The sequence below is a fragment of the Streptomyces sp. NBC_00271 genome, assembly GCF_036178845.1.
GTDB lineage: Bacteria > Actinomycetota > Actinomycetes > Streptomycetales > Streptomycetaceae > Streptomyces.
On sequence record NZ_CP108070.1, the window covers coordinates 5,878,687 to 5,904,795 of the forward strand.

Annotated in this window: 28 protein-coding genes, 1 tRNA gene and 1 pseudogene; 23 read left to right on the plus strand and 7 right to left on the minus strand. The window is 70.4% G+C overall.

Annotated elements, in window-relative coordinates; translation table 11 throughout:
- Positions 1 to 319 precede the first annotated feature (319 nt).
- The gene (locus OG798_RS26835) at positions 320 to 1,729 is read right to left on the minus strand and encodes a hypothetical protein (RefSeq protein WP_328757789.1); all 1,410 of its coding nucleotides are present in this window, start codon (positions 1,727 to 1,729) and stop codon (positions 320 to 322) included.
- Positions 1,730 to 1,990: 261 nt separating this feature from the next.
- On the opposite strand from OG798_RS26835, the gene OG798_RS26840 reads away from it, so the two are divergent.
- The 3 genes from OG798_RS26840 to OG798_RS26850 all read left to right on the plus strand — a co-directional run bounded on the left by OG798_RS26840 (position 1,991) and on the right by OG798_RS26850 (position 4,946).
- Positions 1,991 to 3,373, plus strand: a complete 1,383-nt coding sequence (locus OG798_RS26840) for an alpha/beta hydrolase-fold protein (RefSeq protein WP_267062263.1) — start codon at positions 1,991 to 1,993, stop codon at positions 3,371 to 3,373.
- Between the two features lie 174 nt (positions 3,374 to 3,547).
- The gene (locus tag OG798_RS26845; RefSeq protein WP_267062264.1) at positions 3,548 to 4,225 is read left to right on the plus strand and encodes a hypothetical protein; all 678 of its coding nucleotides are present in this window, start codon (positions 3,548 to 3,550) and stop codon (positions 4,223 to 4,225) included.
- A 148-nt stretch (positions 4,226 to 4,373) separates the two neighbouring features.
- The gene (locus OG798_RS26850; protein WP_267062265.1) at positions 4,374 to 4,946 is read left to right on the plus strand and encodes a GtrA family protein; all 573 of its coding nucleotides are present in this window, start codon (positions 4,374 to 4,376) and stop codon (positions 4,944 to 4,946) included.
- 19 nt (positions 4,947 to 4,965) lie between these two features.
- Here OG798_RS26850 and OG798_RS26855 read toward each other — a convergent pair whose 3' ends face one another.
- Positions 4,966 to 5,235 (minus strand): hypothetical protein, encoded by a 270-nt coding sequence (locus tag OG798_RS26855; RefSeq protein WP_267062266.1) that lies wholly within the window; start codon positions 5,233 to 5,235, stop codon positions 4,966 to 4,968.
- Between OG798_RS26855 and OG798_RS56600 the strand changes: the two are divergent.
- The 3 genes and pseudogenes from OG798_RS56600 to OG798_RS26865 form a co-directional block, all read left to right on the plus strand.
- Positions 5,179 to 5,304, plus strand: a pseudogene (locus OG798_RS56600) (phosphorothioated DNA-binding restriction endonuclease); the annotation flags it as partial. The gene OG798_RS26855 and the pseudogene OG798_RS56600 overlap by 57 nt on opposite strands.
- 58 nt (positions 5,305 to 5,362) lie before the next feature.
- Positions 5,363 to 6,019 carry an RNA polymerase sigma factor gene (locus tag OG798_RS26860; RefSeq protein ID WP_121415671.1) on the plus strand — a complete coding sequence of 219 codons (657 nt, stop codon included), beginning with the start codon at positions 5,363 to 5,365 and terminating at the stop codon, positions 6,017 to 6,019.
- Entirely contained in the window at positions 6,016 to 7,119 is a 1,104-nt protein-coding gene (locus OG798_RS26865) for a CU044_5270 family protein (protein ID WP_121415670.1), read from the plus strand. The genes OG798_RS26860 and OG798_RS26865 overlap by 4 nt, the downstream gene beginning before the upstream one ends.
- Before the next feature lie 18 nt (positions 7,120 to 7,137).
- Here OG798_RS26865 and OG798_RS26870 read toward each other — a convergent pair whose 3' ends face one another.
- Positions 7,138 to 9,126 (minus strand): copper resistance CopC/CopD family protein, encoded by a 1,989-nt coding sequence (locus OG798_RS26870; protein WP_121415669.1) that lies wholly within the window; start codon positions 9,124 to 9,126, stop codon positions 7,138 to 7,140.
- A gap of 90 nt (positions 9,127 to 9,216) precedes the next feature.
- Entirely contained in the window at positions 9,217 to 11,997 is a 2,781-nt protein-coding gene (locus OG798_RS26875; RefSeq protein ID WP_328757791.1) for a GNAT family N-acetyltransferase, read from the minus strand.
- A gap of 78 nt (positions 11,998 to 12,075) precedes the next feature.
- Here OG798_RS26875 and OG798_RS26880 point away from each other — a divergent pair, with 78 nt between their 5' ends.
- The 5 genes from OG798_RS26880 to OG798_RS26900 all read left to right on the plus strand — a co-directional run bounded on the left by OG798_RS26880 (position 12,076) and on the right by OG798_RS26900 (position 14,924).
- A complete protein-coding gene (locus OG798_RS26880; protein ID WP_095853812.1) occupies positions 12,076 to 12,801 on the plus strand; it encodes a siderophore-interacting protein in 726 nt (241 codons plus the stop codon).
- 36 nt (positions 12,802 to 12,837) lie between these two features.
- On the plus strand, positions 12,838 to 13,422 hold the full coding sequence (locus OG798_RS26885; protein ID WP_095853811.1) for an HhH-GPD-type base excision DNA repair protein: 585 nt from the start codon (positions 12,838 to 12,840) through the stop codon (positions 13,420 to 13,422).
- A gap of 150 nt (positions 13,423 to 13,572) precedes the next feature.
- On the plus strand, positions 13,573 to 14,217 hold the full coding sequence (locus OG798_RS26890) for an HdeD family acid-resistance protein (RefSeq protein WP_095853810.1): 645 nt from the start codon (positions 13,573 to 13,575) through the stop codon (positions 14,215 to 14,217).
- Between the two features lie 147 nt (positions 14,218 to 14,364).
- Positions 14,365 to 14,706, plus strand: a complete 342-nt coding sequence (locus OG798_RS26895; protein WP_121415666.1) for a hypothetical protein — start codon at positions 14,365 to 14,367, stop codon at positions 14,704 to 14,706.
- A gap of 71 nt (positions 14,707 to 14,777) precedes the next feature.
- Positions 14,778 to 14,924 (plus strand): hypothetical protein, encoded by a 147-nt coding sequence (locus tag OG798_RS26900; protein WP_179436518.1) that lies wholly within the window; start codon positions 14,778 to 14,780, stop codon positions 14,922 to 14,924.
- 126 nt (positions 14,925 to 15,050) lie between these two features.
- Here OG798_RS26900 and OG798_RS26905 read toward each other — a convergent pair whose 3' ends face one another.
- Positions 15,051 to 16,631: a helicase HerA-like domain-containing protein gene (locus OG798_RS26905; protein WP_183127269.1), complete on the minus strand. Its 1,581-nt coding sequence runs from the start codon at positions 16,629 to 16,631 to the stop codon at positions 15,051 to 15,053.
- Positions 16,632 to 16,736: 105 nt separating this feature from the next.
- Between OG798_RS26905 and OG798_RS26910 the strand changes: the two genes are divergently transcribed.
- The gene (locus tag OG798_RS26910; RefSeq protein ID WP_003999914.1) at positions 16,737 to 17,033 is read left to right on the plus strand and encodes a type II toxin-antitoxin system VapB family antitoxin; all 297 of its coding nucleotides are present in this window, start codon (positions 16,737 to 16,739) and stop codon (positions 17,031 to 17,033) included.
- Between the two features lie 189 nt (positions 17,034 to 17,222).
- Positions 17,223 to 17,858: a LytR C-terminal domain-containing protein gene (locus OG798_RS26915; protein WP_267063866.1), complete on the plus strand. Its 636-nt coding sequence runs from the start codon at positions 17,223 to 17,225 to the stop codon at positions 17,856 to 17,858.
- 210 nt (positions 17,859 to 18,068) lie between these two features.
- Here the strand turns inward: OG798_RS26915 and upp are convergent, their stop codons facing one another.
- Positions 18,069 to 18,704 carry a uracil phosphoribosyltransferase gene (upp, locus tag OG798_RS26920; RefSeq protein ID WP_067377226.1) on the minus strand — a complete coding sequence of 212 codons (636 nt, stop codon included), beginning with the start codon at positions 18,702 to 18,704 and terminating at the stop codon, positions 18,069 to 18,071.
- A gap of 96 nt (positions 18,705 to 18,800) precedes the next feature.
- On the opposite strand from upp, the gene OG798_RS26925 reads away from it, so the two are divergent.
- From OG798_RS26925 to OG798_RS26965, 9 genes are all read left to right on the plus strand, one after another.
- Entirely contained in the window at positions 18,801 to 19,118 is a 318-nt protein-coding gene (locus tag OG798_RS26925; protein ID WP_328757792.1) for a hypothetical protein, read from the plus strand.
- A 299-nt stretch (positions 19,119 to 19,417) separates the two neighbouring features.
- Positions 19,418 to 19,963, plus strand: coding sequence for a tRNA adenosine deaminase-associated protein (locus OG798_RS26930; protein WP_054235064.1), 546 nt, complete (start codon positions 19,418 to 19,420; stop codon positions 19,961 to 19,963).
- A 176-nt stretch (positions 19,964 to 20,139) separates the two neighbouring features.
- Positions 20,140 to 20,571, plus strand: a complete 432-nt coding sequence (gene tadA / locus OG798_RS26935; RefSeq protein WP_079174395.1) for a tRNA adenosine(34) deaminase TadA — start codon at positions 20,140 to 20,142, stop codon at positions 20,569 to 20,571.
- A 62-nt stretch (positions 20,572 to 20,633) separates the two neighbouring features.
- A tRNA-Ser gene (locus OG798_RS26940) sits at positions 20,634 to 20,718 on the plus strand.
- A 153-nt stretch (positions 20,719 to 20,871) separates the two neighbouring features.
- A complete protein-coding gene (locus tag OG798_RS26945; protein WP_067377012.1) occupies positions 20,872 to 21,051 on the plus strand; it encodes a hypothetical protein in 180 nt (59 codons plus the stop codon).
- A 40-nt stretch (positions 21,052 to 21,091) separates the two neighbouring features.
- Positions 21,092 to 21,385: a Dabb family protein gene (locus tag OG798_RS26950; RefSeq protein WP_095853804.1), complete on the plus strand. Its 294-nt coding sequence runs from the start codon at positions 21,092 to 21,094 to the stop codon at positions 21,383 to 21,385.
- A gap of 202 nt (positions 21,386 to 21,587) precedes the next feature.
- Positions 21,588 to 22,526 (plus strand): RNA polymerase sigma factor SigF, encoded by a 939-nt coding sequence (locus OG798_RS26955; RefSeq protein WP_413253561.1) that lies wholly within the window; start codon positions 21,588 to 21,590, stop codon positions 22,524 to 22,526.
- A 244-nt stretch (positions 22,527 to 22,770) separates the two neighbouring features.
- A complete protein-coding gene (locus OG798_RS26960; RefSeq protein ID WP_054235068.1) occupies positions 22,771 to 23,679 on the plus strand; it encodes an RNA polymerase sigma factor SigF in 909 nt (302 codons plus the stop codon).
- Positions 23,680 to 24,174: 495 nt separating this feature from the next.
- The gene (locus OG798_RS26965) at positions 24,175 to 24,465 is read left to right on the plus strand and encodes a hypothetical protein (protein ID WP_306454738.1); all 291 of its coding nucleotides are present in this window, start codon (positions 24,175 to 24,177) and stop codon (positions 24,463 to 24,465) included.
- 45 nt (positions 24,466 to 24,510) lie between these two features.
- On the opposite strand, the gene OG798_RS26970 is transcribed toward OG798_RS26965, so the two are convergent.
- Positions 24,511 to 24,708, minus strand: coding sequence for a hypothetical protein (locus OG798_RS26970; RefSeq protein WP_054235117.1), 198 nt, complete (start codon positions 24,706 to 24,708; stop codon positions 24,511 to 24,513).
- Between the two features lie 905 nt (positions 24,709 to 25,613).
- Between OG798_RS26970 and OG798_RS26975 the strand changes: the two genes are divergently transcribed.
- Entirely contained in the window at positions 25,614 to 26,105 is a 492-nt protein-coding gene (locus OG798_RS26975) for a MarR family winged helix-turn-helix transcriptional regulator (protein ID WP_067377003.1), read from the plus strand.
- Positions 26,106 to 26,109 lie beyond the last annotated feature (4 nt).

The following is a 26,109-nucleotide window of genomic DNA, read 5'->3' on the forward strand; positions in this document are numbered from 1 at the left end:
TCAGGTAGTTCTACTCGCGTTGACAGGATGCACCAGTACGGCGTCAACGGGGGATCGAGCGGCTGCGAGTGGGACGCCGGTCGACACGGCTTCGTCCGGTGCACCCGCAGCCCACCCTTCCGCCACACCCTCCGTCACCGCGGACCCTCGCTTTCCGCCCCGGCTTCCAGACGCGCAGAAAACATTCATCACAACAGGTGGAAAGAAAGGGCCTCACTCATTTCCGGTGCTCCCTCAAATCCAGCGGGGAACTCTGGAAGTCGCGGTGATCTGTTCGGGTTCCGGAACCATCGACCCTCCCGGTTAGCAGCGGGCGGGGTCAGGCGCGTAGGGAGTGCAGCAGGGTGCCGATCTTTGCGGCGACCGTCTCGGCCGAGCCCTGGGCGTACGACGAGTCCATCGCCTCGTACGTGATCCGGGCGTAGCTCTGCGCCTCGGCCATGTTCTTCGAGCCGCCTTCGTGCATCGACATGACGGCGGTGTGCGGGAACGGCGAGTGCTTCTTGATGGCCAGCGCGGTGTCGGTGGACAGCTCCGGCTCGACCCCCACGAACACGCCGTTCCCGAGCTGGAGGATCCAGGCGGGTACGTCGGCCCTGCCGGTCGGGGTGAAGTCGTACGTCTTCGTCGGTCCCGTCGGGTGTCCCATCGCCATCGTGTCGACCGTGACGGTGTCGGTGAGGAGGCGCACGGTCGAGCCCGAACCACCGCCGGAGGTCCTGATGGTCTCGCTGACCCGGACGGCCTCGGTGCCCAGCCGCTCGCCCTGCACGGTGAGAAGCAGCCAGCCGGCGTCCTGGGCATCGACCTGGGACCACTTCTTGTCCTTGTCGATGGTGTACCGCTTCGACCTGAACGCCGGCGCCTGGTCCCCGCAGGAGCCGACCAGGAAGAACCCGACGACCTCGCCGTCGTACTGCTTCTCCACGTGCTGCACCGCAGCGCCCGCCAGGTCGGCCGTGATCGGCAGGTCGCCGCCTGCCATGACCGACTCCATCATGACCGAGGACTGGACGGCGTAGTTGATGAGGACGGCGATGGGGTTGCCGTCCAGGTCGTCGAGGCGGGTGACGCCCACGCCCTTGTCGGACGAGCCCCTCTCACCGGTGCCGAGCCACCAGCCGTCGGCGGTGAGGACGTCCCGGTTGACGTTGACGTCGCAGGTGCCGGTGCCGAAGCCGACCCGCGCGGGCCTGAGGCCCTCGACCGCCGCCGCGATCGCGGTCGCGGTGGCCTTCGTGATCTGCTGCACGTACTGAGCCGCTGCCGGCGAAGAGGTGGTCGCCTGCGCGTGCGGGGCGGAGAACGTGTGCGTCACGGTCACGACGATGTCGGCCGTCGCCACGCCGGACGCCTTCGCGATGGTCGTCCTCATCGCGGCGATCGCCTCCGCGCTGATGGACGTCAGGTCCAGCACGGCGAGAGCGACGCGCCGCGAGCCGTTCTCCGGCAGGAGGATCCGTACGTAGAGGTCGTCGTGGACCGTGGTGAAACCGTCGAGCGGCAGGAGTGCGGACGGGATGTCGATCGCGGCCCGGCCGGCCCCCGCCTTCAGTACCGCCTCCTTCAGCACCGGTTCGGCGTCCGCCGCCTGCGCCGCCGTGGCGCCCCCCAGAGCAGTGGCTGTCACCGCCGCGGCGATGGAGCCGTTCAGGAACGACCGCCGATGCAGCGGGCTGCCGAGCCGGGTGTTCTCGTTCCTGTTCGCGTTCACGTTCTTGGGAACCACAGCTTTCTCCTCCATATTCAAGACACGCGGTAATCAGCCAGAGTTCTGTGAATTTTCGAGGATCCTCACACCGGGAATTGAGGGCGCCAACAATTGCGGCGCGTTATCTAAGATTGCGCTCCGCGAATTCACGTACGCGACCAGGAAACCTCTGCGTAGCCTGTGAAAAAAAGAGCTGCTTTCTCGAAGCGCTTCACAGCATGGGGCGAAACAGTGGTCACTCAGTAGCCCTGGCAATCACTCTCGAAGGAGCTCATCTTCATGGACAGGCGTACGTTCATGGCCGGATCTGCGACTGCGACCGCCGGCGCCCTGGCGGTGCTCGGCAGCGCGACCCCCGGCTCGGCCGACGAGGCAGGCCGGACGGGCTCGGGGGGTGACCACGTGCGGAGCGTCACCGCCATCACGCAGGTCTTCGGCTCCGGGCAGAAACTGGTCGCGGTGGCGGTCGAGTACGACAGCGACATCGACGGTTCGACCCTTTCGACGTCGACGTTCGCGGTCACCGACCGCACCGTGACCAAGGTCTACACGAACAGGACGGCCGACCTCGCGCGGCGGGGCAGGAACGGCCGCTACGTCATCGTGGAGCTGTCGCCGGACGACACCGCGGCGGCCCTGTGGGTGACACAGCAGGGTCCCGGCACTCCTCCCGGCGACGGGTCGGGCGGCGGGTCCGGCGACGGAGGCGGGCCCGGGGCGGGGGGCCCGGTGGTCGGCGACACCACACCGGGAGGAACCATCGTCGCGGCGCGGGCCACGCTGACCCAGCCGGGCACCGTCACCACGACCCGCGGTCGCCGCTACGCCGCGGACAGCACGGCGCGGTCCACCGACGCCGTGGTGAACCTGATCGTCGACGACTTCCGGCAGCTCTCGTTCAGCGACCCCGCGACCGGGCAGACCCTGAGGTACAACCTGTTCGTCCCGAAGAACTACGACCACCGCAAGAGCTACCCGATGGTCCTGTTCATGCACGACGCGAGCGTGGTCAACGTCGCGACGCAAGGCCCCCTGGTCCAGGGCCTCGGCGCCGTGTGCTGGGCGAGCCCGGAAGACCAGGCCCGGCACGAGTCCTTCGTCCTGGCCCCCGAATACGGCTCCGTGGTGATCGACGACAACTACGAGCCGTCGACGCTGTTCGAGGCCACCGCCAACCTCGTCCGGTCGGTGACGCAGGAGTACAGCATCGACCCGGACCGGCTCTACACGACCGGGCAGTCGATGGGCGCGATGATGTCGCTGGGTCTGAACATCAGGTACCCCGACCTGTTCGCGGCCGCGTTCATCGTCGCCGGCCAGTGGCCGGAGACCCAGGCCGCGCCGCTGGCCCAAAAGAAGCTGTGGATCCTCGTCTCCGCGGACGACACCAAGGCCTACCCCGGCGAGCAGGCCATCACCGAGGTCATCCGGGACCAGGGCACACAGGTCAGCACCGCCCTGTGGGACGGCCGGTCCACGGACGCCGAGTTCGCCGCGGACGTCCGGAGCATGAAGGCACAGCGGACCCCGGTGAACTTCGCCGCCTTCGAGACCGGCACCGTCGTGCCGTCCGGCTCCACCACCAGCGCGCACATGGCCACCTGGCAGGTCGCCTACACCATCCCCGGCATCCGGGACTGGATCATGCGCCAGTCCCGCTGAGCCGCGCCGGGCCCGCGCGTCGCGGACGCCCCGGTCGTGATCGCCGGGTGCTGTGCCGACTTCCTCCTGGCGGGAGCCGATGCCCTGTCGCCCCGTCAACTCCCTGCGCCTACAGTCTCGTCGGAGTGACGGGCGAGCGGGGTGGGGTGGGCGGGTATGGAGTCGGCGCAGCGTGTGATCCACCGGAGTGGGCTGTTCTCACGGCTGCTGGTCGTGCTGGTGGGTGTGGCGGTCCTGCTGCTCGGCTACAGCTTGTTCAGGCAGAACCTGTCGGCACGGCTGACCCATGACTGGCCCTGGAAGCTCAGACTGCTGGACATACAGAGCGCCGTCACGGCGGTGCTCGGTACGGGAGGAGCCGCGCTGGCCCGGGCCCAGTACGCGCGGACGGTGCGGCCCGCCATCGGATACGGGGGCCGCGTCGTCGCGAACACGGCTCCGAACGAGCGGCTGGCCTGGATGTGCAAGCTCCTCAACGGCGGGCAGGAGGTGGCGATCACCGCGGACACCAGCTACTGGATCGAGTACACCTCCGCGGGACGCGCCGCCGGCGCCGTCGACTCCTCGGAGTGGATGAGCCAGCCGGAGGCGACAGCGGCGATCGTGAGCCGTGCGCTGGCGGAGCGCCAGGACTTCCAGCTGAACCTTGTCGGACGCGGTTACCCCATCCCCGGGCAGGGGCAGGGGCAGCTGTTTCTGGGCTGGTTCACCGAGAAGGCCATGCGCGAGCTGGAGAGCGTGTACGTACGGGTGCGTGTGGTGGACCGGGTCGGCGATGTCCACGAGCGCGTCGTCAACTTGCTGAAGGGCGCCGATCGTTCACCCGCCCACCCGGACGCTGCCCCCTTCTGAACATCCCGCTCTCCCCCGGGGCGGGGGTGCAGCTGGCTACACCCCCGGTTCGGGAGTGCACCTCATCGTTTCGGCGCACGGACGACGGCATCGTTGAACCCAGCTGGTCCCAGAGGTTCACAGCTCCGCCGTCCGGAAGGAAAGCCCCATGAACGCGCTGCTCTCGTCGAAGCCGGAGACGGAGTCCGCGGTGCGGGGTGCGGAGCCGACCGGGACCGGCGCCCACGACGCCCGCCGGATACCGGCGGCCCCGGCCGCCCCCGGTCCGCTCGCCTCCTTCGCCCGGTTCGTCCTCTGCGGCGGCGGCATCGGCGTCCTCTCCAGCTTCGCCGTCCCCCTCGTCGCCGGACTGATGCCCTGGGCGGTGGCCAACGCGGTCATCACCGTCGCGTCGACCCTCCTCTGCACCGAGTTGCACGCACGCTTCACCTTCGGCAGCGGGAAGCACGCCGGATGGCGCCGGCACTGGCAGTCCGCGGGATCGGCCGCGGCCGCCTACGCCGTCACCTCCGTCGCCGTCCTCGTCCTGCACACCCTCCGGGACTCTCCGAGCATGCTCACCGAACAGATCGTCTACCTCAGTGCCTCCGGCCTCGCCGGCATCGGACGCTTCCTCCTCCTGCGCCTCTACGTCTTCGCCGGCGGACGGACCAGGGCCACGGAACCGGTACGGGTGAACAGCCCGGCACGCCGGCCGCAGCGGGCCCTGGCCTGGGCCTAGGCCCCGCCGCCCCGGAGAGTCAGAGGGTCACCGCGACCGCGTCGAACGTCGTGTCCGGCGTCTGGGGACTGGTGAAGCGGGCGTTGACCAGGTAAAGACGGTCGCGCCGGCGGGCGGCGGTGCGCCGCACACCTCCGATCAGCGCGATCTCGGTGGCGTACCCGGTCGTGAAGCCGTAGAGGACGGCGTCGCGCGAGTCGGTGAACCAGGCGCGGTCACCGAGCAGAATGACGTCGTTGATGACCAGCCGGGCACCACGCCCATCGCCGCGCACCACCGGGACTGGCACACTCGGCAGGTGTTCCACGGAGCCCCGCGCCCTGCCGCGCCGGCCCCCACCGCACACGGAGAAGTGTGACGCAGGTCACGGGAAGTCGGTGTCGGGTGCCGGACAGCTCATAGGGGTGAGCATTGATATGCGTACCCGGGTACGGGCCGGGGAATCGAGCGCCTTCGCGGAGCTCTTCGACAGTTATGCGCGCGCGGTCTACAACCATGCCTTCCGGCTGACCGCCGACTGGTCGACGGCCGAGGACGTGATGGCCGCGACCTTCCTGGAGGCATGGCGGCTGCGCGACCGGGTCGACCCCGAGGGCGGCTCGCTGCGGCCCTGGCTGCTGGGCATCGCCACCAACACCGCGCGCAACCAGTACCGCAGCAACCGGCGTTACCGGCAGGCGGCCCAGGCCGCCGCCGCGGCCGAGCTGTCGGTGCCCGACCACGCCGAGGACGTGGCAGGGCGGGTCGACGACCGGCGCCGCCTCGCGACCGCCCTCACCGCCCTCGCGACGCTGCGTCCCGCGGAGCGCGAGGTCATCGCACTCTGCCTGGGGGAGGGCCTGGACTACGAGGCCGCGGCCGAGGCGCTGGGGATTCCGGTCGGCACGGTCGCCTCCCGGCTCTCCCGCGCCCGCAAGAAGCTGCGCACCCTCACCGACCCCGGACCGGCGCGCCAAGAACCCGAACCGCCGCTGAAAAAAGTTCACGGAAGACGGGAAGGCAGCCTCCGCGCCCGACAGGTAACAGGCGATCGCACCCAAGTGATCCGGCCCGCACAGGAAGGAAACCGATGAACGCGAACACGCCCCGGCAGAGTCCGGCCGAGCAGGACGAGAGCGCCCAGCAGCTCCTGTCCCGCACGGCGCGCGACCTCCCGGCGGGCCGTCACCAGTTCCACAAGGAGCGCCTGATGGCCCAGATTCACCAGATCCAGCAGGAAGAGCGCACGGCGGCCGCGGAGGCGGTGGCCCCGGCGCGGACCCGGCGGCTGCGGCTGCCGCGTCCGGCGATCACGCTGCCCGCGCTGGCCGCCGCCCTGGCCGGTACGGTCGTCGCCGGAGTGGTGATGAACGACGGCGGCGGGGTCAGGGACGGCGGCGTCGCCACCGGACCCGCCCTCACCACCCACATCGGTCCCGCGACCACCAAGGGCGTCCCCCAGTTGCTGGGCCAGATCTCACTGGCGGCGGCCGCGACCGAGGGAAGCCACCCGGCCGTCGAGCCCGGCCAGTACGTCTACATAGAGTCCAAGACGGCCGACACCTTCGTGAAGACCGTCGGCGACAAGAGCAGCCTCGCCAGCCACGCACTGCACACCCGCAAGATCTGGCAGTCCGCCGACGGCACCAAGGGCTGGCTGATCGACCCGGCCGTCAACGACAGCTCCGAGGGCGAGACCCTGAGCCTGCCCGACGAACAGGGCAACACCCCGGTCGGCGGCCTGAACCACCCCACGTACGACTACCTGGCCAAGCTGACCACCGACCCCGACCGGCTCCTGGCCACGATCTACAAGGAGACCAAGGGCCACGGCAACTCGCCCGACCAGGAGGCGTTCACCACCATCGGCGACCTGCTCGGCGAGAGCTATCCTCCGGCGAACCTCTACCCGGTGCTGTTCAAGGCCGCCGCGAAGATCCCCGGTGTCGTCGTGGTCGACGACGCGGTGGACGCGGTGGGCCGGCACGGGGTCGCGGTGGCGCGGCTGGACGAGACCAGTGGTCAGCGCGAGGAGTGGATCTTCGACAAGAAGACCCACGTCTTCCTGGGCGAGCGCTCGGTCCAGGTGAAGCAGAGCACCGGCGAGGACGCGCTGATGAAGCCCGGCACCGTGACCTTCACCAGCGCGATCCTCAAGCGGGCCGTCGTCGACGGCATGAAGCAGACCCCGTGAGCCGACGCGGTGGTCCCGTCAGCCGATCTTCACGGTCTTCGACACCGTGACCTGGTCGATGTCGGTGGTGCGGACGGTGGCCTTCATGGTCCAGGTGCCGGCCACCGGGAGGGTGACGCCGTCCGCGGTCCAGTAGCCGCCCTTGTCCGTCAGCCCGGCGTCGATCGGGCCGATCTGCTGGGATTCCAGAGTGAAGGTCAGGCGCAGTTCGGGCACGGTGGCGAAGCCGCCGTCGGAGCCGTAGATCACGGCCTGCACGGAGTTCTCGCCCACCCGGCTCGGTGTCATTTGGATCTGCACCTTGCCGTGTCCGCCCTCCGTGCCGACGTCGAACGGGATCGTCGTCGTCGAGGCCGTGGTCTCCCCGGCGGCCGCGGTGGCCGAGGCCGCCGCGGCCTCGGTGGCCGCGCGGCCCGGCTGGGTACCGGTGAGCAGGGTGGTGATCACCAGCACGACGATGCCGACGACGACCTCGACCAGCACCGAACGGCGCAACGCCCGCCGGTACCGGTCGGCCTCGTCGGAGGGCTTGTCGGAGATCTTGCCCGAGCTCTTGTCGGAGGCCTCGTCCGAGAACTCGTGATCCGGATCCGGTGCGCCGTCGTCCGATGCACCGTCGTCCGAGGGGCCGCCATCCGACGGGCTGCCGTCCGAGGGGCCGTCCGCCCTCCCGACCCGTACGTCGGTGGGGGCGGACGAGGCCCCCACCGTCTGCGGCACCCGCTCCTCCACCGGCACCGCCGCCGCTGTCCGTGCTTCGTCCGCCGCGAGCATCAGCCGCCCGGTCCAGCGCCGCGAGGCCCCCGCCCCCGCCAGCAGCACCAGCACCGCCACCAGCTTGGCGAGGAGGAGCCTGCCGTACGAGGTGGAGGTCAGCGCGTCCCAGGAGCCGAGGCCGCGCCAGGACTGGTAGACGCCGGTGACGACCAGGACGGTGACCGAGGCGAGGGCGAGGCGGGAGAAGCGGTTGACGACGGCCGCGGGGATCGGCTCGGCCGACCGGTACAGCGTGGTGAGCAGGGCCGCGAGGCCGCCCATCCAGACCGCCATCGACAGCAGGTGCAGTACGGAGGAGACCATCGCCACCGGGACCTGGATCCCGGCGGACGCGTGCTCGGCGACGGCCCAGGTGACGGCGAGGGAGACGGTGAGCAGCCCGCCGAGCGCGAGGACGAGCCGCCCCCGCACCTGCTCGCGTACCGGATAGAACACCGTCGCCCCGAGCAGCACCAGCCGCGCCAGCAGGGCCAGCCCCGGCCTGCTGGTCAGGGTCTCGTTGAGGACGGACGGGTCGAAGGCGTCCGTCGGGGAGCTGCCGCGCTCGTACGGTCCGCGCAGGAGCAGCAGCGCGGCCGTGGACAGCAGCAGGACCCACCAGCCGGTGAACAGCAGTCGCCGTACCGCGTCCGGGAAACCGCAGACCAGGACGAAGGTGGCCGCGCCGATGAGGAGGGCCAGACCGCCGTACGCCAGGTAGCGGGCGGCGTCGTAGAGCGTGCTCGCGACGGTGCCCCCGGCGGGGTCGACGGGCACCGGCGGTGGGGTCGCGGAGGGTTTGCCGATGGAGAAGGTGAAGGCGCCGGAGATCGGGTGGCTGTCGGCCGAGACGACCCGCCAGGCCACCGTGAAGGTGCCGGTGCCCAGGCCCTTCGGCAGGGTCACACGGGCGGTGTCGGAACGGTCGCCCGCGTGCCCCGGTTCGCCGGTGTGCACGCGTCGGTTGTCCGGGTCGAGCACGCGGAAGGAGTCGTCGAGGAGCCCGATGGACTCGCTGAAGGACAGCGTCACCTCGGTGGGCGCCGTCTTCAGCACGCTGCCGTCCTGGGGATCGGTGCCGGTCAGCGCGGCGTGGGCGGACGCGCCGCCGACACCGCCGAACAGCACCAGGACCAGCACCGTGCCCAGCAGCGCCAGCCCCTGGGCGATCCGCCGTCGCTCCCGCTGTCCGGCTCCACGTCCGCTCACACGCTGTCTCCGTCGTCTCCGTCGGCCCTGCGGTCTCCGCATTCCGGTCCGCCCGGTCCGCACTTCCAGAGTCACGGATACGTACGGACGAATCCGGCGCCGTGCTCACTCCCCCGGCGAGGAACCCACCGATCAGCCCACTGGGGAACCCGGCGAGGAACCCGCCGGGGAAGCCCCTGGGAGGGCCGTCTCCCTCGTCAGAAAGGCCAGCCGGGCCCGCTTCTCGGGCAAGTAGACCCCGGGAAGGTCGATTTCGGGAAGCACGATCTCCGGGCCGGGTACGAAGCCCTGTCGGACCAGACGCGCGATCGCCTTCTCGTTGCGCGCGTCGGGTTCGACCACGACCCGCTGCCGATCGAGGCCGACCAGCACGTACGTGGTGAACGTGGTCAGCAGCGCGGACGACCAGCCCGGCCGGCCACCTCCGGACCCCGCGGGGCCGATCAGCAGGTGGACGCCGATGTCGCCGGGTTCGACGGCGTAGCACTCGCTGACCCGGTCGGCCTCGGGCTCGTACGTCTGGAAGAGCGCGGCGGGCTCGCCGTCCTTGACCGCGAGGAAGGCGTGGTGGGTGTCGAGGGAGTCCAGATGGACGTAGGTCTCCAGCACCTGCTGCTTCGTGAGCCCGTTCATGCCCCAGAACACGGCACGCTCCTCGCTCACCCAGCGGTGGATGACGTCCAGGTCGGCGTGCGGGTCGACGCGCAGGACGCGCACGGTCCCGTAGCCGTCGAGCGTCTCCTCGTGCACGGCCTCGCGGTCGGCGGCGTACGGCTCACTGCTCATGGTGTCCTCACCCTTCTCTGTCTCCTGCTCCGGTGTCAGTCGGCTCCAGTCGGTGCTGACCGGGGCCAGTTCTCCCTTGAGCCACAAGGGGAGTTGGTCGCGGTGGTGGGCCGAGCCCGGGACGCCCGAGGCGCCGAAGGGGACCACCCAGAGGCTCTGGTCGCGGTCGGCGAGGTCCCAGACGTAACGGGCCGCGGGGCCGCGCGCGCTCAGGTCCGTCAGGCCGGGGACCGCCGAGGTGCACAGCACGCAGTCGTGGTCTCCGGAGAGACCCGGTTCGTCCTGCGAGGTGGTCGGGAGCGCGCGCCAGGGCGCGAGCCGGTGGGTGTCGCCCCAGACGCCGAGCGGTTGCGCGGCCGCTTCCTCGACGGCCTCGCGGACGAGGGCGGCACGATCGATGCCGTACAACTCCTCGGCCTTCAGCAGGTGTTCGAGGGCGAAGCCGACACGGGGGAGGAGGGCGAGCCAGGGGCGGAAGACCTCGGGGTACGCGGGCGGGTCGGCCAGCGCGGCGAAGGCGGGGTGCGCGGCGAGCCGCCGTACGACCGCGCCGCGCACCGCGGAATAGGCGGCCGCCGCCATGCTGTCGGCCGTCATCCGGCGGTCCCAGCCGAGCAGCCGGTCGCGCAGGGCGGTCGCCTCGATGCTGAGTCCGTCGAGCGCGGCGAGGTGGTCCATCAGGGGCGCGGCGGAGGCGAGATGGGTGTCCATGTGGATGTCCGCCATGTCCTGGGCCGACCATTTCGGCCGTTCGTCGAGGAGCTGCCGGATCCGGGCGGCCCGGTGGAACGGGGCGAACTCGACACCGAGCGGGCCGGCGGGGCCGCGCTGGTTCGCCATCACGGCGACGCCGTCCTCGACCGTCCCGTACGGCATCTCGTGCCAGCCCCGCCATTCGTGCCCGGGCTCCCAGGCGGCGACGGTCCGGGTGCGGTTGTCAGCGTCGCGGAGCGGGACTCGGCCGGCGACCCGGTGCAGTACGCCGCCCTCGGTGTCGGCGGCCTGGACGACGTTCACGGGCTCGGCCCAGTGGTCGAACGCCCGGTCGACGTCGGCGACTTCGCGGGCCCGGAGGAGCGGGAGGAGCGCGCTGAAGCCGAGTTCTTCGGTGACGCGGGGCGGGTAGCGGAGGCTGATGGCTTCGACGCCCTCGGTCTGCTCCGCTCCCCCGATGACGACCGGTCCGCGCGGGGTCTCGACGACCTCGACCTCGACGGGTTCACCGCCCGCCACCTCGACCGTCTCGACGTGCCGGGCGACGGCCCGCCACTCCCCGTCGGGGTCGAGCGCCTCCCAACGTTCCGATCGCTCGGGTCCTTCCGATCGCTCCGGTCCTTCCGGTCCCTGGGGCCCGACGCGTCGCAGTCGTTCCCGGTACAGGTCCTGGTAGTCGGCCATCGCGTTGGTGATGGCCCAGGCGACCGTGCCGGTGTGGGCGAAGTGGGCGATGCCCGGGACGCCGGGGACGGCGAGGCCGACGACGTCGAACTCGGGGCAGGAGAGGTGGATCTGCTGGTAGACGCCGGGGTCCTCGATGAAGCGGTGGGGGTCGCCCGCGATGACCGGCTGCCCGGTGGCGGTCCGCTCGCCCGTGACGAGCCAGCCGTTGCTGCCGGAGGTGCCGGGACCGTCGGCGGCGAAGAGGTCCACGGCCTCCGGTCCGATCCGTCGGACGACCTCCTCCCGCCACAGCTTGGCGGGGAAACCGGCGAAGAGGATGTGCGCGCCGAGCCAGACGCCGAGCGGGGTCCAGGGCTCCCAGCGCCCCGGGGCGAGCCCGGTCGCCGCGAACTCCGGTGTGCGCCGGGCGCCTTCGGCCAGCCCCTCGTTGACCCCGTCGACGTACGCCACGACCCAGTCGGCGGTCTCCGGATCCCGTCTCTCCAGCGCCGCGAAGCAACGTCTCGCGGTGTCGTCGAGCCGGGCCCGGCGTGCGAACCGGTCCCAGCCGACGGCCTCGGCGCCGAGGAACGCGGCGGAGGTGCCCTGCGCGCGGTGCCGTTCGACCTCCAGTTGCCAGGCACGGTCGAGGGCGGTGACACGGCCCTGGGCACGGGCGAGGGCGCGGGCGTCGGTGGCGCGCAGGTGGGGGATCCCCCAAGGGTCACGGTAGAGCTCGGCGGTCACAATCCATCCCCACACTTATCAGGTTAGGCTAACCTAACTTCCATTGGGGCGAAATCGTACGTGAGGGGTGGAGGGCCGATGGGCCAGGGGCATGGTTGGGAAGGCGCGGTACTCAAGCTGCTGCGCGGCAAGGACTTCGAGTTCACGGTGACCGGAGCCGAAGACATCACTCCGCGCTACCGACGCCTGCGCCTGACCGACGGCGGCATGCTCGCGGCGACCGGGGTGCACCCGACCATGTGGGTCCGGCTGTGGTTCGACAACGCGGGCAAGCCGCACCAGCGGGCGTACACCCTGGTCGACCCCGACCCCGCGAACGGCACCTTCGGGCTGGAGTTCGCGCTGCACGAGGGACGCGCGAGCGACTGGGCACGGGCGGCGAAGCCCGGGGACACCATCGAGGCCACGGTCCACGGCACCGCGTTCACGGAGCCGGACCCGGCCCCGTCCCACGTCCTCGCCGTCGCCGACTCGGCCTCCCTCCCCGCCCTCAACTCCCTCCTGGACGCGGTGGGTACGGCCCCGGCGACGATCTGGTTCGAGACGGACCACGGCACGGACGGGCTCCCGCTGCGCACCCGCCCCTCACTCCACGACCTGCGCCCGGTCCCGCGCCGGGGCGCCCCTCTCGTCACCCGGGTCAAGGAGTCCCTCCCTGACCTCCTCAAGGACCAGTCCGCCCCCTACGTCTGGATCGCCTGCGACACCACCACGACCCGCACCCTCACGACGTACGTCCGCAAGGAACTCGCCGTCCCGAGGCAACGGGTGAACGCGATGGGCTACTGGCGCACGGAGGCCTGAGAGGCGTTCCGCACCCTCACGCGGGATCATCGAGGCATGGACGTCAGCCTTCACATCGCCCAGGATCCCGAAGCGGACGCGCTGCTCAGCCGCAGCCCCCTCGCCGCCCTGACCGGGATGCTGCTGGACCAGCAGGTGCCGATGGAGTGGGCGTTCAAGGGGCCGCGCACGATCGCCTCGCGCATGGGTGCGGACGAGTTGGACGCGCACGAGATCGCCGCGTACGACCCGGAGAAGTTCGCCGCGCTGCTCACCGCGAAGCCGGCCGTGCATCGCTATCCCGGGTCCATGGCCAAGCGGATCCAGCAGCTGTGCCAGTACCTCGTGGAGCACTACGACGGGGACGCGGCCAAGGTCTGGGAGGGCGTCAAGAGCGGCGAGGAGCTGCTGCGGCGGCTCAAGGAACTGCCCGGGTTCGGCGCCCAGAAGGCCCAGATCTTCCTGGCTCTGCTCGGCAAGCAGTTCGGTGTGCGGCCCGAGGGCTGGCGCGAGGCGGCGGGGGCGTACGGCGAGCCGGACTCCTTCCGCTCCGTCGCCGACATCACCGGCCCGGAGTCCCTGGCGAAGGTCCGCGCCCACAAGCAGGAAATGAAGGCCCAGGCGAAGGCCTCCGGCAAGTAGCCCGGCACTTCCCGACGCCGGGGTGAGTTTGTCGGCTGCGGGATGGCGGAGGCCGGTCGCGCAGTTCCCCGCGCCCCTCGGGCGGGGCGCGGGTCCGTCGGATGGGTCACCGCGGTGGCAGAGCGGCCCCACGCGGCCAAAACATGAAACATGAGCCAGGTACCGAACGCCTCCCACCAAGGCCCGCAGTACGACGACCGCCACGTCCACGACCGTGAACCACGCGTCACCCCCGAAGGCCCCCTGCACTTCATCGCCCGCAGCGCCTGGCAAGCCGTCCTGCTCGCCGGCATCGCGGCCTTCGTCCTGGGCGTGCTGGTGCTGGTCTGGCCGGGCGCCTCCCTGCTGGCCGCAGGCGTGCTCTTCGGCCTCTACCTGCTCTTCAGCGGCGTACTCCAGCTCGTCGCCGCGTTCGGCACCCACGCCGCGACCTCGCTGCGCGTCATGGCCTTCATCAGCGGCGCCCTCTCGATCCTGCTCGGCCTGTTCTGTTTCCGCGGCCCGATGCAGTCGATCCTCCTGCTCGCCCTGTGGATCGGCATCGGCTGGCTGTTCCGCGGCATCACCCAGACCCTGGCCGCCGCGTCCGACCCGACCGTGCCGGCCCGCGGCTGGCAGATCTTCCTCGGGATCGTGAGTTTCCTCGCGGGGATCGTCCTCATCGTGTCCCCGTTCACCTCGGTCGCCGTCCTCACCCTCGTCGGCGGCTGCTGGCTCATCGCGGTCGGCGTCACGGAAATCGTCACGGCGTTCGTGATCCGCGGCCGCGCCAAGCGCATCCCGGCCGTCGTCTGACCGCACGCCCGACCGCAGGACCGCAGGACCGCAACCGCACGACGAGTCCACGCCGTACGTCAACTCCGCGCCTCACCCGTAGCCCATGAGGACGGATCTCGCCGCCGACCCGATGAACCACCCACTCCGGATGGGGACACGACCCCTATGAGCTCCTCTCCGCACCGCCGGCCGCGCCCGCCGCACCGGCACGCGTGGATGCGGGTTCTGACACTCCTCGTCGTCACGATCCTCGCGGCGGGCGCCCACGTCGACGCCTTCGCCCCGACCGCCGACGTGGCCTCCGCCGAAGCGGGCTGCGGCGCCGAACACGACGTACTCGACACGGCCCTTCGCCCGCCCGCCCGGCAGGACCACCGCCCCCTCGCCCCACTGCGCCCCGCGCCGACCGCTCCCGACTGCCCGGAGCCGGCGCCCCACCCCCGTCACGTACCGCCGTCGCCCTCCCGCACGCTGCACGCCCTGCGCTCCGTGGTCCTGCGCTGCTGACAGGCCCGGCCCGGCCTCCGGACCGTCCCCACCAGCCAGTCAGTGAACCAAGCGAACGCAAGGACACAGCCATGCCCACCGACCCGTACGCGGTCCTGCGCGCCCTCCTGCGCGCGGAAGCCGTCCGCAACACGCCCAAGCCGCAGCCCGAACCCAGGCCCGCACCGGACGCCCCGCAGATGCAGGCGCCCCCGCCCAAGGAGCACGGAAACAGCTAGCACAGGGAACGGTGAGGCGACCGTCCCGCCCGTGGGCGGGGCGGTCGCCTCACCGCCTGACAGCTGACAGCCGCCAGATGACAGATGACAGATGACAGATGACAAAAACCAACCACCGGCTACCGGCTACCGCCTGCGCCGAGCCGTCCCGAAGAGGGAGCGGGTGATCTCCCTGCCGATCTGCGTGCCCATCGACCGTGCCAGGGACTTGAAGATCCCGCTGCCGACGACCTGTTCGACGACCGAGGGTTCCTCCTTCGCCCGGCCGCCGTCCTTCGCGGGCGCCCGCCCGGCCTGCGCGGCTGCCGCGTCCCGCGCCGCGAGCTTCTCGTACGCGGACTCGCGGTCGACCGCCTGCGCGTAACGCCCGTACAGCGGGGACGCCTGCACCGCCCGGTCCAGCGCGGCCGGATCGACAGGGCCCATCAGGGACTGCGGGGCCCGCAGCCGGGTCGCCGCGACCGGCGTCGGCGCGCCCTTCTCGCTCAGCACGGTCACCACGGCCTCGCCGGTGCCGATGCCGGTGAGGACCTCCTCCAGGTCGTACGCGGAGTTGGGGAAGGTCTTCACCGTGGCCTTCAGCGCCTTCTGGTCGTCCGGGGTGAAAGCGCGCAAGGCGTGCTGAACGCGGTTGCCGAGCTGGGCGAGGACGTCGGACGGCACGTCCTTCGGGGTCTGCGTCACGAAGAAGACGCCGACCCCCTTCGAACGAATGAGCCGCACGGTCTGGGTGATCGACTCCAGGAAGGCCTTCGACGCGCCGGTGAAGAGGAGATGCGCCTCGTCGAAGAAGAAGACCAGTTTCGGCTTGTCGAGGTCGCCGACCTCCGGGAGGTCGTGGAAGAGATCGGCGAGCATCCACATCAGGAAGGTCGAAAAGAGCTGCGGTTTGTCCTGGACCTCGGGGAGTTCGAGGACGGACACCGTCCCGCGCCCGTCCGGCGCCATCCGCAGCAGCTCGCTCGTGTCGAACTCCGGCTCCCCGAAGAACGGGCTCATGCCCTGCGCCTCGAAGGCGGTCAGGGAGCGCAGGATCACGCCTGCCGTCGCGGGCGACAGGCCACCGATGCCCTTCAGCTCCGTCTTGCCCTCGTCCGAGGTCAGGAAGGTGACGACGGCCCGCAGGTCCTTGAGGTCGAACAGTTCGAGACCCTTCTGGTCGGCGTAGTGGAAGATCAGGCCGAGCGACTGCTCCTGGGTCTGGTTGAGCTGGAGCACCTTGGAGAGCAGCACCGGGCCGAAGCTGGTGACCGTCGCCCGTACGGGGATCCCCTTGCCCATGCCGCCGAGCGCGTAGAACTCGGCCGGGCAGGCGGTCGGCGTCCACTCCTGGTGGACCTCCTGGGCACGCGCCAGCACCTTGTCGTTCGACACGCCCGGCGCCGAGATCCCGGAGACATCACCCTTGATGTCGGCGAGGAACACCGGCACGCCCTGCACGGACAACTGTTCGGCGATCAGCTGCAGCGTCTTCGTCTTGCCGGTGCCGGTGGCTCCGGCGACCAGCCCGTGCCGGTTGAGCACGGGCAGCGGAATGCGGATCCGGGCGTCCGGCAGACACCGCCCGTCCCAGAGCAGGACGCCCAGGTCGAGCGCGGGTCCGGCGAACGCGTAACCGGAGGCGATCTCCAGGGCCTCCTGGGGGAGCCCGCGGGCGCCGCTCACACCTTCGGGTGCCACCACGGGAGGCGCTTCGCTGTCGCTCATATCAGGCCCCTGTTCCCGGTTTGCACTGATTTACGGCGTCTTTTCCAGCGTCGCACTACGTCGCCATGGCTGCGCCCGGAAGGTCTGGGCCGGTAGGCTTTCCGTGTGATCTTCAAGCGCATCGGAAACGGACGGCCGTACCCCGACCACGGCCGGGAAAGCACCCGGCAGTGGGCGGACGTCGCGCCGCGCCCGGTCCGCCTCGATCAGCTCGTGACGACCAAGGGCCAGCTGGACCTGGAGACCCTCCTCGCCGAGGACTCCACGTTCTACGGCGACCTGTTCGCGCACGTAGTGAAGTGGCAGGGCGACCTGTACCTCGAGGACGGCCTGCACCGCGCCGTACGCGCCGCGCTGCAACAGCGCCAAGTGCTCCACGCACGTGTGCTCGAACTCGACTGACTCGGCCGACTCGACCGAGACGAACTCGGCCGGGACCGGGCGCCCGGGACACGACGGCCTCATCGAGGCCCAAGATCCCCGCTCGTTGACCCTTTTGGGTTGGACTGAACCTCGACCGATGATCATTTTGTAGGAATCACCGCCGCGGCGCACTACGCTGCGCCCATGAGCATGCTCACTCCCCCTGGCATGGGCGGCCAGTACCGGATCACGGGGGACAAATACCCACGGATGCGCCGACGCCGAGGGCGTCGCAGGCTCGTGTTCCTGGCCGTCGCCTCCGTCACCGCGCTCGGGCTGGTCGGGTGGGGAACCCTGCAGCTCATCGACGTCTTCACGGGCAAGGGCGACAAGGCCACGGCGGCCGGTACGAAGGGCGACTGCACGTCCAAGGTCGGCCCGTCGGCCAAGGCGACCACGACGTCCACCGCCGCCGGGACGCTGCCCAGGCCCGGGCAGATCACCGTCAACGTCCTCAACGCCACGCCGCGCAGCGGGCTCGCCAAGCAGACGGCGGACGAGCTGAAGAAGCGCGGGTTCCGCATCGGCGACGTGGGCAACGCGACGGCCACGTACGACAAGAAGGTCAACGGCGCCGGGATACTGCTGGGCGCCAAGGGAGCCGCACAGGCCGCGCTGCCGGTGCTGGGCACGCAGTTGTCCGGCGCCGAGGTGAAGACGGACGGCCGCGCCCAGGCCGACCGGGTCGACCTGATCATCGGCACCGCCTTCAAGAGCCTCGCGAAGAAGGAGGACGCCGACAAGGCCCTCGCCACCCTGTCCGGGCCCCGGCCGGCCGCGTCCGCCTCTCCGAAGAGCTGCTGAACGGCGAAGGCTGTCGGCAGCCCCGTAGGGACCGCAGACAGCCTTCGTGAGACCGCTGATCGTTCAGAACCGAACCGATGGGCCCTGAAGGCCCCGAAACCCCTGGATGGCCCCGGCAAGGCCGCTGAGGGCCCGAGGGACGGCTGAGGGGCCCCGTTCGGCCGCGACGGTCACGTAGGACCGTGGCAGGTCCCGCGCAGGTGCGGGAACCTACTCGGCCGCCCCGTACATCCGGTCCCCCGCGTCGCCCAGCCCCGGCACGATGTAACCGTGCTCGTTGAGCCGTTCGTCGACCGACGCGGTCACGACCGTCACCGGCGTGCCCGCGAGCTCGCGCTCCATGACCTCGACGCCCTCCGGCGCGGCGAGCAGCACCACGGCGGTGACGTCGTCGGCGCCGCGCTTGATCAGCTCCTGGATCGCCGCGACGAGCGTGCCGCCGGTGGCCAGCATCGGGTCGAGGACGTACACCTGGCGCCCGGAGAGGTCGTCCGGCATCCGGGTCGCGTACGTGGACGCCTGGAGCGTCTCCTCGTCGCGCACCATGCCAAGGAAGCCCACCTCGGCGGTCGGCAGCAGTCGCACCATGCCGTCGAGCATGCCGAGGCCCGCACGCAGGATCGGTACGACCAGCGGGCGCGGGTAGGACAGCTTGACGCCCGTGGTGGCGGCGACCGGGGTCACGATGTCGACCTGCTCGGTGCGCACGTCCCTGGTGGCCTCGTAGGCGAGCAGGGTGACCAGCTCGTCGGCGAGCCGCCGGAAGGTCGCGGAGTCGGTGCGCCGGTCGCGCAGGGTGGTGAGCTTATGGGCGACCAGGGGGTGGTCGACGACGTGGAGACGCATGCCCATAACAGTAACCGTGCCCCCGCACCCCCTGCGCTGGCATCAAACCGCCCGTCAGAGGGAAGGCGGTAGGGACGTACCTGGGGTGGTGGGCCTATGCCGGACCGGGAAGAGGAGTCCCCGGAGCAGTTGGAACGACTCGGACGAACCGAGGGGGCCGAACGGGCTCATGGGGCCGAACGGGCCGGACGACTTCGCCGCGTCGAACAATCCGAACAATCCGAACGGCCCGAACGGGCCGAACGGGCCGAACGGATCGGGCAGCCGGAGACGGACGCCGAGCGCCGACTGCGCCGCGCCCAGTTCCTCCGGGACCTGACCGAGGCGCGCGAACTGCGCGACCGCGTCCAGCCCCGCCGCGCCAAGGTCGCCCGCCTCCGTCACGCCATGCGCATGCGCACCTTCCGTTGGTAGCTCCGCCGCCGACTCCATTGGTGGCTCCGTCGGTAGTCCTTTGGTAGTCCTTCGGTAGCTCCTTGGTGTCCGGCCCACGCCGTGAGGGCGGGGACATGCACACACGACGCCGAGGGCCGCGTACGATCCGCTGTTAGCGATCAAAAGAGGCAGACACAGCAGGCCGAAGACGTCCCCTGAACGCTCTGTTTCTGCCACGATTCCGAGTGGGTGGGGTCTCGGAGCAGCACTCCCCGCCCAATCGACCTCCGCCGGGGGGACCCCCAACCGGCACGCCTATGACCAGTGGGAGAGTCACGGTGTACTTCGCCGCACTGCTCGCGCGCACCGAAGACGGGTGGGAAGCGAGCGACACAGAGCTCGACGATGTGGAGACCCTGTCGGATCTGACCGATCTGGCCCGTGAAGCCTCGGAGGAGGACACGGTGCTCGTACTCATCGAGCAGGAGGACGCGTGGTTCGGCGTCGTCCGCGTGGACGGTGAGGAGGACCCTCGCATCTACGTCTCGGACGCCGCAGCCGCTGCCCGCAGCTCGTACGGCGAGATCCTGCTCACGGACGAACTACTAGGACGGGAGCCCGGCGACGACGACGCCGACCTGGACTCCCTCGACCTGGACGGCACCGAGGACGGTGAACCCGACGACGCAAACGACTCCGAGGACGACGAGGAGGAGGAGAGCGTCTCCGGCGAGATCGTCTCGCACAGCCCCGTCGGGGACCGCGAGATCCTCGCCGACCTCGGTGTCAGCGAGAAGGAACTGCTCGCCCTGGACGAAGGCGACGCGCTCAGCACGATCGCCGAAGCCCTGGGAGCGGCAGAGGTCCTGGAGACCGTCCGCTAGGGCCTGATCCGCCGGACGGGCCCCAGGGACCCGATCCGGCAGGCAGGGCCCGGCTCCCGCGGTTGCGGGGGAGGCGGTTTCCCTGGCGAGCCCGATAGATTTCCCGGGTGAGCCCGACAAAAGAGACCTTTCCAGCAGATCCGGCAGATCCGGTACGCGACCGCTGGCGGGCCGCGATGCGGCTCGCCCTGGACGAGGCCCACCGGGCCGTCCAGGGCGGGGATGTTCCCGTCGGCGCCGTCGTGCTGTCCACGGACGGTACGACGGTGCTCGCGACCGGACACAACGAACGCGAGGCCACGGGCGATCCGACGGCGCACGCCGAGGTGCTCGCGATCCGCGGGGCCGCCCAGCGGCTCGGCGAGTGGCGGCTGGCCGGGTGCACGCTCGTCGTCACCCTGGAGCCCTGCACGATGTGCGCGGGCGCGCTCGTCCAGTCCCGGGTGGACCGGGTCGTCTACGGTGCCCGCGACGAGAAGGCGGGCGCGGTCGGTTCCGTCTGGGACCTCGTACGCGACCGCCGGCTCAACCACCGCCCCGAGGTGATCGGGGGCGTACTCGAGGACGAGTGCGCGAGTCTGCTCACGCGTTTCTTCCGCGACCGCTGACTCCACGGGGCGGCGGGAAACGGATTTCAGACCACGGCCCACCTTGGGGTAGGGTCTCCCTCGGTAGCGTGTCCGAGCGGCCGAAGGAGCTCGCCTCGAAAGCGAGTGTGGCGCAAGTCACCGAGGGTTCAAATCCCTCCGCTACCGCTTGAGAAGGGCCCCGTCGCAAGACGGGGCCCTTCGTGCGTACGGCAAAGGACTTCGGCCAGCGGGCCATTGGTCCAAAAAAAGTGGGGTGAAGGTTACACTCACCGCCGGCACAGGGGGCCCACTGGGCGCAGCAGTCACAGGGAGGCCGCGATGGCGGTGAATTCGAAGAAGATCGCCGTCTACATACTCGTGGTCTTCGCGCTCTACGTGATCATCACGGATCCGGCGAAGGCGGCCGATTACGTCCAGATAGGGTTCGAGGGCATTTCGACCGCCGCCCGGTCCATCGGCGACTTCATGACGTGGATCGCCGACGGGGCCAAGAACTGATCGGCCGCCCCCGCACGGCCCGTACCACCAGGGAGTACCCGTGATCCGCCATCTGGTCCTCTTCAAGCTCAACGAAGGCGTCGAGCGTGACGACCCCCGCGTCGTCGAGGGCGTGGCCGCCTTCCGCCCGCTCGGCGACCAGATCCCCGAGCTGCGGTTCTGGGAGTGCGGCTGGAACATCACCGACCGGCCCGTCGCGTACGACTTCGCGATCAACTCCGCGGTCGACGACACCGACGCCCTGAAGCGGTACTTGGAGCATCCCGCGCACCAGGCGGGCGTCGCGCTGTGGCGCGAGTTCGCGACATGGGTGATCGCCGACTATCCGTTCTGAACCCATCCGAGCCGACACGCTCTGAGCCCCTCGCCGGAAAGCGGCGGGGGGCTTTTCTGTTTCCTATGCCCCAACTCTCCCTAAATCCTGTTCAACACGGGGTTATACGGTGCTTGCACACAGTGCACATGTCTTGTGATGCTATGACCGCTTTTGACGGATGAGTTGATGGATCTGACGGATCATAGAGGTGGAGTTGACCGTGCCGGCCAGTACTGCGCCTCAAGCACCGCCACAGGAAATCCCCAAGGAACACATCACCACGGAACCCCTCGCCCAGGAACGCGTCACCACGGAACGCGCCGCCACGGAACCCCTCGCCCCGGAGCACATCGCCCACGAACGCGTCACCCCTGAGCAGGCCACCCCTGAGCGACGCCGCGGCGCCGACACCCGGGCCCTCACCCAGCTGCTCTTCGGCCAGCTCAAGACGCTGGAGCCGGGCACCGCGGAGCACGACCGCGTACGCGGGGCGCTCATCGAGGCGAACCTGCCGCTCGTGCGCTACGCGGCCGCCCGCTTCCGCTCCCGCAACGAGCCGATGGAGGACGTGGTCCAGGTCGGCACCATCGGCCTGATCAACGCGATCGACCGCTTCGACCCCGACCGGGGCGTACAGTTCCCGACCTTCGCGATGCCGACCGTCGTCGGCGAGATCAAGCGGTACTTCCGCGACAACGTCCGCACCGTCCACGTGCCCCGCCGGCTGCACGAACTGTGGGTGCAGGTGAACAGCGCGACGGAGGACCTGACGACGGCCTTCGGGCGCTCCCCCTCGACCGCCGAGATCGCCGAGCGGCTGCGCATCAGCGAGGAGGAGGTGCTGTCCTGCATCGAGGCCGGACGCTCGTACCACGCGACCTCCCTCGAAGCCGCCCAGGAGGGTGACGGGCTGCCCGGACTGCTCGACCGGCTCGGCTACGAGGACCCGGCCCTCGACGGGGTCGAACACCGCGACCTCGTCCGCCATCTCCTCGTACAACTGCCCGAGCGCGAGCAGCGGATCCTTCTCCTGCGCTACTACAGCAATCTGACGCAGTCACAGATCAGTGCCGAGCTGGGAGTCTCCCAGATGCACGTGTCAAGGCTGCTCGCCCGGAGCTTCGCACGGCTTCGATCCGCAAACAGGATCGAGGCGTAACCGGAAAGAGCGAATCGCTCAACGTCTCCTTTTCCGACAGTTCAGCGTCGAAAAACCGTCAGACCCCCCTTTTCCAGGGCCGATTCACCCCCTCCATGTCGACATGTCACTACAGCGTGTTGCCGACATGTGACATTCTGCCGGAAGAGCGTTTGGCGCAGCCCCGCCTCCGGTATTCAGGTGGAGGCTGCGTTCCTCCGACGGGAGCGTCCGCCGCGACCGTCCGCGACCCAAAGGGGGTGGCATGTCCGCAGACCAGGGCAGCTCGAAGGTGCTCACGCTCACGAAGAGCGAATCCGCGCCCGACGCGCTTCACGATGTCCCGGCCCTCCCGGCCCCCGATGCCGCTCCGGCCCTCGAAGCCGTCCCGGCGGCCCCCGAGACCTCGGGAGCCATCGACACCCGCACCCTGTCCCGCTCCCTGTTCCTGCGGCTCGCCGCACTCGGCGAGAACAGCCCCGAGCGTGCCTACGTCCGGGACACCCTCATCGAGCTCAACCTCCCGCTCGTGCGGTACGCGGCGGCCCGCTTCCGCTCCCGCAACGAGCCGATGGAGGACATCGTCCAGGTCGGCACCATCGGCCTGATCAAGGCGATCGACCGCTTCGACTGCGAACGCGGCGTGGAGTTCCCGACGTTCGCGATGCCGACGGTCGTGGGCGAGATCAAGCGGTTCTTCCGTGACACCTCGTGGTCCGTCCGCGTCCCGCGGCGCCTCCAGGAGCTGCGCCTGGCCCTCACCAAGGCCAGCGACGAGCTCTCCCAGAAGCTCGACCGGTCCCCGACCGTCGCCGAACTCGCCGCGGTCCTGGGCGTGTCGGAGGAGGACGTCGTCGACGGCCTCGCGGTCGGCAACGCCTACACGGCCTCCTCCCTCGACTCCCCGGCCCCCGAGGACGACGGCGGCGAGGGCTCCCTCGCGGACCGCCTCGGCTACGAGGACACGGCGCTGGAGGGCGTCGAGTACCGCGAGTCGCTGAAGCCGCTGCTCGCCAAACTCCCGCCCCGCGAGCGCCGGATCATCATGCTGCGCTTCTTCGCCAACATGACCCAGTCGCAGATCGGCGAGGAGGTCGGCATCTCGCAGATGCACGTCTCCCGCCTTCTCACCCGCACGCTGGCCCAGCTCCGCGAGGGCCTGATCTCCGACTGAGACCTCCCGTGCTCGACCCTTCATAATTGACGGATCGTCAGCCACACTGGCGCGATGCGTCGAGCGACTTGGCTCCATGGCCGTCGAGGCGCCCTGGTGGGCGCCTCGACGGCTGTTGTCTGCCTGGGTGCGGTTCTGGCCGCGTGCGGGGACGGTGGGAGCGGCGGCGGATACGTGGCGGTGGGGGCGCCGGCCGATTCGGGGCCCATGGTGGCCCCGACCGGGAGCATCTCACTGACCCCACTGCCCGAGTCCACGCCACTCACGGAAGCCGCCAAGGGAACACCTCAGCAGGGCAGTTCACCCCCGCGGTCCCCACTCTCCGCTTCGCCCGGCACGGCAACGCACCCCGGCGGCGACAACTCGCCCCGCGCGGACGCCGGTTCGGGCGCGCCATCGGCGCCCTCCGCTCGGCCGACCCCGGGTTCCACGGCAGGTACCAGTCCCCCCGGTACCCCCAGTCCTTCCGGTCCCGCCGGCCCCGCTGTTCTCGACGTGAGCGAGCCCACGCGGGAGGCCACCGACCAGCGCTGGTGCGAGAAGGTGACGGTCTCCTTCCGCAACACCGGTGGCAGCGCCGTGCGTTCGGGCACGGTGACCCTCGGGACGCACATCATCGGGGCGCTCGGCATCGACTGGGCGACGATCGACTCGAAGCGGGATCTGCCCGTGCCGATCGCGGCCGGAGCGGGCAGCACAAAGACCTGGACGGTGTGCGTCGACGACTGGCGCGTGCCGCTCGGCATGCACATCGAGACGCGGGACGTGTCCGTCCAGTGGAAGTGACCCGCCTCCACCGGTCCTACCGGCGGGGCGGGCGGGTTGTTGCCCTTACGCCAGCGCGAGCCACGCCACGGCGGCGACGACCGCCACGGCGACGACGATGCCGATGATCAGGCCGATGCGGGGGCCCGCCGGGGCGGCCGCCTGCTGCTGCCGGGCCTGGGGGCCCTCGTCGACGAAAGCGCGGAACATCTGGGTGCTACCCGCGGGGTCGTAGTTGCCCTCGGGGCCCTGGGTGTTTGCCATGGCCCAGGACCCTAGCGAATACATGCCCCCTACCCAAGCGCCGGGTTCCCCTCGCCCTCCCCCGTTCCCCAGTTCTGGATGGCCTGGCCAGCGAGCCGGATGCCGCACGCCCCGCCGACAGCGCCCCGCCAAGGGCGCGAGGAACTGCGCGCCCAGCCCCCACCGGCCGGGCCGACAGCCGGAGACGCCCGGATGGACGGAATCGCCCGCCCAGCGGCCCGGGGCCCCCGCACAGGTCAGACGCTCGACCCGCAGGAGTCAGGCACACAACCCCGCAGAGGTCGGCCGCACAGCCCTCCAGATCACCGGAGCCCAGCCCCGCAGGGGTCAGACGCTCGACCCCGCAGGAGTCAGACCCGCAGCCCCGCAGGGGTCGGGCGCACAGCCCCGCCCCCAGGTGACCGGAGCCCGCCCTCCAGGAGCCAGACGTCCCGTCCCGCAGTGACCGGAGCTCGGCCCCTGACAAGAGGCAGCAGCACAGTCCCAGCCATCAGCCAGGCGCCCCGTCCCCGGCCGGGCGGGGCGCAGCCCTGGGCGAGGCCAGACACCCACCCTCGCCCAGACCCCCACCCCCATCCCCACCCAGGCAACACGAAGCCCAACCGGCGGCCGGAGCGCAGCGTCGGCCAAGGGCCCGATTTCCGGCCGCCGGCAAGGCACAGGGTGCGGGGTGCAAGGTCGCACAGTCCGGCCACCACCCCGCCTCGCCCCACCCCGTCCGCCCCGCGAAGGCCACGCTCCGTCGATCCACAGCGGGCTCAAAGCCACACACCCCGCCCACCAGCAGGTTTACATTCGCCAATACTTGCCTTTGCCATCTTTTTAGCCCAGCGGCAGCGATATCGTTTGCCTGCAGCAACCAACTGCATTTATGGTTGCCCCAAGCAACGAATACAGGAGGGGTGATGGCCGAGCAGGCGCAGTACGAGGAATTGGCTCGTCAGCTCAGTGCCATCGGTGCCGTGAAGCGGGAGCTCGGGCGGATCCTGCCGCACGACTGCCCCGCGGGCTCCGCCGCCGTACTGACCCTCCTCGGCCGGCACGGCGACATGCGGATGAGCAAGCTCGCCGAGCTGCTCGCCGTGGACATGTCGGTGACCAGCCGCCACGTCGCCCACGTCGCCGACCGGGGCTGGATCGAACGCCTCCCCGACCCCGCCGACAAACGCTCCCGCATCCTGCGCCTCACCGACGCGGGACGCGAGCAGCTCACCGAACTCTCCCGCCGCTCCTCGCGGCTGTTCGCCGACCGGCTGAGCGACTGGTCCGACCACGAGGTCGGCCTGCTCATCCACCTGATGGGCCGGTTGCGCGAGAGCTTCGGCGACTGCCGTGCCGTACCCCGGCCGCCCTACGTGCCGGAAGCAACCGAACTGACCACCCGTACACCCGCATAAGACA